This is a genomic window from Catenulispora pinistramenti (assembly GCF_018274385.1).
GTDB classification, from domain to species: Bacteria; Actinomycetota; Actinomycetes; order Streptomycetales; family Catenulisporaceae; genus Catenulispora; species Catenulispora pinistramenti.
On sequence record NZ_JAAFYZ010000145.1, the window covers coordinates 18,620 to 27,312 of the forward strand.

The window sequence follows — 8,693 nt, forward strand, 5'->3', positions numbered from 1 at the left end:
CTTCGGGCGCGGGCGCGGTGATGGTCGCGATGGTGCTCGGCGTCGTTCAGTGCCCGTTCAGTGCCGTCGCCGCCGCGGCATCCCGCTCAGCGCGCTGACCGCCCGATCCCAACCCCACGGCCCGCGTCTGGCGGCACGCCTGCGCGCCTTGACGTTCTTGGCCGCGCCGTCGCGGTAGAACCAGCGGAACCAGGGCGAGCCGGGCCGGGCCAGCCGCAACGCGGCGACCAGCGCCAGGAACGGGATCATGACGCCGCCGACCCCGAGGAAGAACCGGCCCTTGAGCACGGCGACCACCGCCAAGCCCAAGTTCACCGCCAGGAACCCCGCGAAGAACAGCCGACTCTCCCCCTGCTCCCGCGCGAACGGATTGGACGCCACCAGCAGCACCAAACCGATCCCGGCCGCGAACACGACAGCGTCCACCGACTTACGCCCGTCCTCAGCCCAGTAGACGTCGTCAAGGAGCAGCCACAGAGCGTATTCATCCAGCGTCAGCGCCGCTCCGACCGCGAAACCGGCGGCCAGCACGGACCGCCAGGCCCCGTGCGGGGCGAGGAAGAACTCGAAGGTACCCGTGATCAGCAGCAGAAAGATGCCGGGCACGAGGTGGTGCACGTGCACCCCGCCGGCCTCGAGGTTCCCGAACGGTCCACGTCCGGACCGGATCAGCCGCGTCACCACCCGGGTGATCGCGAACGTGGCAACGAACGCGGCGAGCATCACCAGCAGCGCGGTGTGCCCGTTGTCGTACGTCTGCGACACGGTGCTCAGGCTCTCCTGCTGACGGGTGCAGATGGTGCAGATAGTGGATTAGGCGAGGTTCCGGCAGAAATCAGAGCATAGCAACCCATGGCGGCCCAGATGCCGTAGCGCCGCGCGGTCACCATGAACGCGCCGAACCATCAGCCGAACAGCGTCACGGGGACCACGCTGTGACAAATGACCTACGCGAGACGTCCTCACGCCTCGTCCTCACGCGTCCGGACCGGTTCGGCCGTCCGGTCCCCGGATGACAGCCGGCGGCGGACACGGAGAACGCGACCTCGGTAGCAGGAACCTGACACACCCTCGAAAGAGAGATCGAGGCCCAGCCCGTCACGTGCGGCGTGCAGGTGCAGGTGGGGCTCAGTGGTGTTGCCGGAATTGCCGACCTCGCCGAGCGGCTGCCCGACTGCCACCCGGTCGCCGATCGCGACCGTGACGGTCCCGGGGCGAAGGTGCGCGAGATGCACGAGTTCGCTCCCGGTGTCGATGCTCACATGATTGCCGGACGCCGGGCCGTATCGGATCCTCCCCACAGGCTGGTCCGGAAGCCCGTCGACTGCTGAAACGACCAAGCCGTCGCAGGGGGCGTGGACCCGGGCACCGTAAGCCCGGTACCCGTCGAAGGCGCCGTGGTCACCCTCCGAGTGCTGGCGTGACTCCGAGCGGGAGCGGACCAGATCGACGGCTCCGCGCTGCTCCTCGACCACAACGTGGTGGTTCATCAACCGGCCGCCGCCTTGAGCGACGATCCACCCTCCGCCATCGAGCGGAAAGCGCAACGGCCGGGACAAGGAGGTCCCCCAACGATGCCGCCGACTGACCACGACGATCGCAACCATCGCGATCAGCACCACGCCACAGCAGATCGCCCAAGCAGCGTCGGATCCCCTCGGCAGCGACGAAAGCCGGTAAGCGGAGACTGCGGAAACCACCACCCCGCCCGCGATCACCTGCCGCATACGCCATCGCATGGCCGCCGGACACCAGAAGCCCTCGATGAAGGCGTACGCCATCGCCACCTCGAGGACACAAACCGCCCAGGTGCTCACCGAAGCAGCGTTCCAACACCTCCAGATCTGGAAGAGAGCCGTCGCGGTGAGACCCAGGGCCAGGACACGGCCGAGCACCTTGGAAGCCCCCCGCTCCGGACCCCGATACGGCCGGAGCAGCAGGCCGGACAGGGTGCCGTCAGGATCGGTCCTCCCCCAGGCCGACATCCGCCCGTCCACCCCGATCACCACCAGACCGTCAGGACTGTCCTCGACCGCCGTGAAGACTCCGATCGTCGCCACGGTCTCGTCCAGCACTCGCTGGAACTCCTGGTCACCGATCGCGTCCGCGACCTTGGGAGCGAACTTGCGCCGGTCACTGACGGAGGCGGTGAGCAGCCGCTCCAGTGCCGAGCCGACCCGTCGGGGATCTCCGGGGTCCGCATCGTTCAGATCATGCACGCGTGCTCCCACGGCCCCGGGATCCGATAGCAGTTCCTTACAACCGCACGATAGACCACGGAGGGTTCCCTCCATTGCGAACACAGAGGCCAGCGAGCCCGCGACGTGGTCGCTGAACGACCATTCCCCCGCGAACTCAACCATGATCCGGTCCAGACTGTCCCCATTCATCGCCGGGTTCGAAGGGCCGCCGGAGACCGCTCCGTCCATGGCCGCGCTTACCGGAAAGGGATCCCTGAGACTCCGTCCGGTCACAGAAATCCATGTGCCGGAGACTTTTCTGCATTGCCTGAAGGCGGCCGGCCGAATGGGTCAGCATGTTGATCAATCAATTGCCCGGCGGAGCCATTGCCGCTCTTGACGCCGATCTCCCGCGCTCCTACCGTGTCGGATTGCGCGCGATGACGTGTGAACATGTCGGAAACAGTGCGTGTCTGTTGCCTAGTACTCCCACACCCCTCGCAGGAGTCTCCATGGCCCGAACCCTCGCTAGACGCACCTCGCTCTTGGCAAGCCTCGCGCTCGCTGTCGGCTCGATCGGCACGCTCGCCGCCGAGACACCGTCGGCCGGCGCCGCTCCGGCCGCCGTCGCCACCGCCATCGCCGTGAACGGCGCCTCCGGCGGCCTCACCTTCGACGGCGTCGGGGCGATATCCGGCGGCGGAGGCAACTCGCGTCTGCTCGCGGACTACCCCGAGCCCGAGCGCAGCCGGATCCTCGACTACCTCTTCAAGCCCGGCTACGGCGCCGACCTCCAGGTGTTGAAGATCGAGATCGGCGGCGACACCAACTCCACCGACGGCGCCGAATCCAGCATCGAACACAGCCAAGGCCAGGTCGACTGCGACCAGGGCTACGAGTGGTGGCTGGCCGAACAGGCCGAGGCACGGAACCCGAACATCAAGCTCTACGGCCTGTCCTGGGGTGCCCCGGGCTGGGTCGGCAGCGGATCCAACACGTTCTTCACCTCCAACGCGATCACCTACCTGATGGACTGGATGGGCTGCGCCAAACAGCATAAGCTGCCCATCAGCTACCTCGGCGGCTGGAACGAGCGCGGCTTCGACGCCACCTGGTACGAGAACCTCAAGACCGCGCTGGTCTCGCACGGCTACGGCGCCACCAAAATCGTCGCCGCGGACAGCGACTGGAGCGTCGCCGACGCCATGACCACCGACCCCGCGTTCAAGAAGGCCGTCGACATCGTCGGCGTGCACTACCCCTGCGGATACCTGAGCTCCGAGAGCACCTGTAACAGCACCGCCAACGCGCAAAGCCTGGGCAAGCCGCTATGGGCCTCGGAGAACGGCTCGGAGGACGCCAACGACGGCGCCGCCGCCACAGCACGCGGCATCAACCGCGGCTACCTCGACGGCAAAATGACCTCATACATCAACTGGCCGGTCATCGCCGCGCTATATCAGAACATGTACTTCAGCACCGACGGCATGGCCGAAGCGAGCCAGCCATGGTCCGGCAACTACAGCATCGGCAAGAACACCTGGGTCACCGCGCAGACCACCCAGTTCACCCAGCCCGGCTGGCACTACGTCGACTCCGGCAGCGGCTACCTCGGCGGCAACCGCGCCAACGGCAGCTTCGTCACCCTGAAATCCACCGACAACCACGACTACAGCACCGTCATCGAGACCATGGACGCCACCGCCGCACAGACCGCGAACTTCACCGTCACCGGCGGCCTGTCCACCGGAAAAGTCCACGTCTGGGCCACCAACGTGAACTCCTCCAACCCGAGCGACTACTTCGTGCACCAGCAGGACATCACCCCATCCGGCGGACGATACTCACTCACGCTCCAGCCCGGCTACGTCTACACCGTCACCACCACGACCGGTCAGGGTAAGGGCACTGCGACGTCACCCGCGGCATCCGCACTCACACTGCCGTACACGGACACCTTCGACACCCACGCGACGACGACCTCGCCCAAGTACTTCTCCGACATGAACGGCGCGTTCGCCACCACCTCCTGCGACGGCGGCCGGACCGGCCAGTGCCTGCGCCAGGAGGCCACCTCCACCCCGGTCCGCTGGACCAACGAGCCCTACGACGGGCCCTACACCTTCATGGGCGACAGCTCCTGGAGCAACTACACCGTCACCACCGACGCCTACTTCGAACAGTCCTCCACCGTCGAACTCCTCGGCCGCGTCAACCTCCAGGGCCGCAACGACAACGGCCTGGACGCCTACCACTTCCGCCTGTCCGACACCGGCGCCTGGTCGATCCAGAAGAGCGACGTCAACTGGAACTTCACCACCCTCGCCAGCGGCACAACCACCGCACCGGGCACCGGCAGCTGGCACACCCTCGCCCTGAAGATGCAGGGCTCGACCCTGACCGCGTCCCTGGACGGCAAGACCCTCGGCAGCGCCGTCGACAACTCCTACACCAACGGCCAGGCCGGCCTCGGCGTCACCGACTACAAGACGGACGAGTTCGACAACTTCGCACTGACACCCGGCCAGCCCACCCCGCCGCAGACCGGTCCGATCACCTCCGGCCTGGCCGGCAAGTGCATCGCGGACAACGCCGACTCGGGCACCGACGGCGCACCCATCCAGATGGGAGACTGCGACGGTTCGGCAGCACAGAACTGGACCTACGCCAACCAGACCCTGACCATCAACGGCAAGTGCATGGACGTCGTCGGTCAGGGCACGACCAACGGCACCCTGGTCGACCTCTGGGACTGCAACGGCGGCGCCAACCAACAGTGGGTCCCGCGCGCCGACGGCAGCCTGCTGAGCGTCCAGTCCGGCAAGTGCCTGGACGACCCCGGATTCAACACCGCCAACGGCACCCAACTCGATATCTGGGACTGCAACAGCGGGACGAACCAGAAGTGGACCCTGCCCTAGCCCGCCGGCTGGTCAGGCACATGTTCACATGATGACCATCCGCGCGGCTCGGACCGGCTACCAGGAGGCGATCGACCACTTGGTAGCCGGTCCTGGCCGGTCCTGGCCGGTCCTAGCTGGTCGCGGAGACGATGAACCAGATCCGCCGGCACCATCGGTCTCGTCCGACGTCGGCGATCGGGCTGGAGAATCTCGGACGTATGTCGAGAGCGGGACTCACTCGTCGGCGGACACCCCGGGTCCAGTGACGGCGTATCGGGCGGCGATGGTGCGGACGGCCTCGTCGACTACCTGAGCGACGCGTTCGGCGCTCACCTCCCAGCCCGGCACCAGGAGCGTCGGCCAGAAGACGTAGTTGGAGATCATGCCCAGGAACTGGGTGGCTGCGAGGTCCACGTCCTCGACCCGCACCGTTCCCGCCTCGTGCTCAGCCAGGAGATAGCTGCGTACGGACTCGAAGTAGGGCATCTTCCCGTGCGAGAACTGCGCATGGGCCAGCTCGGGGAACCGCGGCAGCTCGGCGATGACGATCCTGAACAGGTCGGTCATCTGGGCACGGCCCAACAGCCCGGCGTAACGGCGACCGATGATGCCGAGCCCGTCGACGATGTCGCCTGCCGGCGGAGGATCCTGCTCGTCAGCGGTCGACCAGGACTCGGTCACGATGGCGTCGAACAGGGCGGCTTTGCTCGGGAACTGCTTGAACAAGGTGGCCCGCGAAACGCCCGCGCGCTCTGCGATCCGCGCCAGTGACGTCCGGTCGTAGCCCAACTCGAGAAACAGCGCGGTCGCGGCCGCCACGATCAGCGTGCGCTTCTCCTGGGCGACGCGCTGGTGATACGCCGTCACGACACTGCTCATGGGCCGAGTATACGAGGTGAGTGGCTTGACTCGCCACTGCCGCCGATCTAGGGTCGAGGGGATGGTGAGTCACCCGGCTCACCACTGGCCGCCGTTCGTCACTGCTGATCGGCGATCATTCACCCACGTACCGAAGGAACATCTGATGCCCCGCTTCGACAACCAGACCGTGCTCATAACCGGTGGCACCGGCGGCCAGGGCTCGAGCCACGTGCGCGCCTTCCACGCGCAGGGGGCGAACGTGGTGATCGGCGGCATCGACGCCGAACGCGGCGCCGCTCTCGCCGACGAGCTCGGGCCCCGCGCCCGCTTCGCCCGCCTCGACGTCGCCGACGAGGACTCGTGGTCCGCCGCCGTGCTAGCCGCCGAGAGCGCCTTCGACGCCCTGAACGTGCTCGTCAACAACGCGGGCGTGCAGAACCCGCCGGCAACCATCGAGAACACGGACCAGGCCACGTGGTCGCGCATCCTCGACATCAACCTCACAGGGACCTTCCTCGGCATCAAGGCCGCAGCCCCCGCTCTGCGCCGCGCAGCAGGCGGAGCCATCGTCAACATCGGCTCGACCATGGGCCTGGGCGGCACAGCGCACTACGCGCCGTACGTCGCCAGCAAGTGGGCCATGCGAGGCCTCACCCAAACGGCAGCGCTCGAGCTCGGCCGCGACCACATCCGGGTGAACACCATCCACCCCGGCGTGATCGCGACCCCCTTCATCCTCGAACCAGCAGCCGGCGCCGTCGCGGCAATCGCCGACTTCTACTCACCCGAGCCGTTCGCCATCCCCCGGCTCGGGGAACCGACCGACGTCAGCCGACTTCTCCTGTTCCTCACGTCATCAGACGCGTCGTTCATCACCGGGTCGGAGTACGTCATCGACGGTGGGCTCCTCCTCGGCCCCGCCCTTCAGACCGAAAGGTCGCGTGTCGGTCATACCCAAGGATGAGGCACGCGAAGACCGATGGCCGATGCCCCGGTACGCCGCATCGCAGCAGGCTGACACCATGAAGCGAACCAGTGCACGAAGCGCGCCGCGAGGCAGGACGCTGTGCCGGATCGGTGCCGTCACCGCCGCTGCGGCGCTGGTGGCGGCCGGAGCGGCGACCGGCGCCGAAGCGAAGAGCGGGACGGGCACCGGGTCCGGGACGCCGGCCGGGCTGGACGGCACGTGGCAGATGGACGGCTACGGTCTCGTCCTCGACGTCGAGGGCGCCACGGTCACGGCCTACGAGACCACCGCCATCAGCTGCCTGCCCGAGTTCACCGGCACCAGGACCGGAACCACCGGGCCCGGCGGCGGCACCACCTTCGCGGTGGGGACGACGCTGTTCACGCTGCGCCCGGAACAGCGGGCCCGGGCCCTGTCGATGATGGTCCAGGAGTCGGTCGGGACCCGGCACCTCGCTCGTCTCGCCGCCCTCCCCACCAGGTGCGCGCAGCCGACTCCCACCGATCCGCGTACCGTGTTCGACATCTTCTGGCAGACCTACCGGGAGAACTATCCGTTCTTCGCCGCACGCGGCATCGACTGGCAGGCCACCGGCGCCCGGCTGCGGGCCCAGATCACGCCGAAGACCACCGACGCCCAGCTCTTCCAGATCCTCACCGACGCCTTCGCCCCGCTGAACGACTCGCACACCGCCCTGAGCGACGGCACCACGACCGTCTCCCCCTCACGCCCGGGCACCATCAGCCCGAGCCGCGCCTACGACGCCGGCATCGAGGCCTTCATCCAGGCCCACGACCTCACCAGCCCGCTCCAGGAGTGGGGTCGCGGCCACATCGCCTACGCCGACCTCCCCGGCGGCATCGGCTACCTGCGCCTGTCCTCCTTCGCCGGTTACACCAGCCCCGACGACAGCGCCGGCTTCGCCTCCGACAAGGCCGAGCTGGACAAGGCCCTGGACGCGATCTTCACCCCGCAGCGCACCCAAGGCCCGAACGCCCTGCGCGGCCTCATCATCGACGACCGCGTCAACGGTGGCGGCTCCGACGTCCTGGCGCTGGACGTCGTCTCCCGCCTGACGTCGAAGCCCTACACCACGTACTGGAAGAAGCACCGCGACGACCCGAGCGACCCGACCGTCTTCAGCCGGCCCGAGCCGATCCGCGTGGCACCCTCCGACAACCCGATCTACCGTGGCCCCATCGCGCTGTTGGCCGGAGGCTCCACGGTGAGCGCGGGCGAAACCTTCGCACAGGCACTGATGGGCCGCACCCCCGCCCCGGTCCGCATCGGCGAGAACACCCAGGGCTCGTTCTCCGACACGCTGAACCACACTCTGCCGAACGGCTGGGAGTTCGAGCTGCCGAACGAGGAATACCCGACCAGCCGCAACGGCCCCACCTTCGACATCACCGGCATCCCACCGCAGATCCGGATCCCGGTGTTCCCGCCGAACGAGCTCGCCGCCGGAAAGGACACAGCCTTCACGACGGCGCTCGCGGTGCTGGACTGTTCACGACCCAAGCCTTAGCGCTCCCCCGCTCAGCTGTCGCAGCCCGGCGATGATCTCGGCCGAACCGGCGCCATCAGCGAAGACACTCCGCGCCCGGCATGCTCAGCCCGATCGGGTAGGAACTGCGAACGCCGATCATCGGGTCGGTGGCTTAGTGCTGTGTCGGGCAACGTCTGCCCGGTAGTTCGCGACGTGCCGGTCGCCGAATGGGATCGGTCCCGGCTGGTGCTGCGGGATTCTGGAACTGAGGGTGGGCGGGGGTGGAGTTTGTG

6 protein-coding genes are annotated in these 8,693 nt (G+C 67.7%); 3 read left to right on the plus strand and 3 right to left on the minus strand.

Annotated features, from left to right (window positions below; translation table 11 throughout):
* Positions 1-57: 57 nt before the first annotated feature.
* Together KGQ19_RS32405 and KGQ19_RS32410 are read right to left on the minus strand one after the other, a co-directional pair.
* Positions 58-765 carry a hypothetical protein gene (locus KGQ19_RS32405; protein WP_212016345.1) on the minus strand — a complete coding sequence of 236 codons (708 nt, stop codon included), beginning with the start codon at positions 763-765 and terminating at the stop codon, positions 58-60.
* A gap of 197 nt (positions 766-962) precedes the next feature.
* Positions 963-2,219, minus strand: a complete 1,257-nt coding sequence (locus tag KGQ19_RS32410; protein WP_212016347.1) for a M23 family metallopeptidase — start codon at positions 2,217-2,219, stop codon at positions 963-965.
* 473 nt (positions 2,220-2,692) lie between these two features.
* On the opposite strand from KGQ19_RS32410, the gene KGQ19_RS32415 reads away from it, so the two are divergent.
* On the plus strand, positions 2,693-5,101 hold the full coding sequence (locus KGQ19_RS32415) for a ricin-type beta-trefoil lectin domain protein (protein ID WP_212016349.1): 2,409 nt from the start codon (positions 2,693-2,695) through the stop codon (positions 5,099-5,101).
* Between the two features lie 216 nt (positions 5,102-5,317).
* On the opposite strand, the gene KGQ19_RS32420 is transcribed toward KGQ19_RS32415, so the two are convergent.
* Positions 5,318-5,962 carry a TetR/AcrR family transcriptional regulator gene (locus KGQ19_RS32420; protein ID WP_212016350.1) on the minus strand — a complete coding sequence of 215 codons (645 nt, stop codon included), beginning with the start codon at positions 5,960-5,962 and terminating at the stop codon, positions 5,318-5,320.
* A 145-nt stretch (positions 5,963-6,107) separates the two neighbouring features.
* On the opposite strand from KGQ19_RS32420, the gene KGQ19_RS32425 reads away from it, so the two are divergent.
* Together KGQ19_RS32425 and KGQ19_RS32430 are read left to right on the plus strand one after the other, a co-directional pair.
* Positions 6,108-6,908 (plus strand): SDR family oxidoreductase, encoded by an 801-nt coding sequence (locus KGQ19_RS32425; RefSeq protein WP_212016352.1) that lies wholly within the window; start codon positions 6,108-6,110, stop codon positions 6,906-6,908.
* Between the two features lie 58 nt (positions 6,909-6,966).
* Positions 6,967-8,439, plus strand: a complete 1,473-nt coding sequence (locus tag KGQ19_RS32430; RefSeq protein ID WP_212016354.1) for a S41 family peptidase — start codon at positions 6,967-6,969, stop codon at positions 8,437-8,439.
* Positions 8,440-8,693 lie beyond the last annotated feature (254 nt).

Bases quoted from the DNA above. Each gene is read 5' to 3' on its own strand.
- KGQ19_RS32425 (WP_212016352.1), top strand. From the start codon at position 6,108: ATGCCCCGCTTCGACAACCAGACCGTGCTCATAACCGGTGGCACCGGC.
- KGQ19_RS32430 (WP_212016354.1), top strand. From the start codon at position 6,967: ATGAAGCGAACCAGTGCACGAAGCGCGCCGCGAGGCAGGACGCTGTGC.
- KGQ19_RS32415 (WP_212016349.1), top strand. From the start codon at position 2,693: ATGGCCCGAACCCTCGCTAGACGCACCTCGCTCTTGGCAAGCCTCGCG.
- KGQ19_RS32420 (WP_212016350.1), bottom strand. From the start codon at position 5,962: ATGAGCAGTGTCGTGACGGCGTATCACCAGCGCGTCGCCCAGGAGAAG.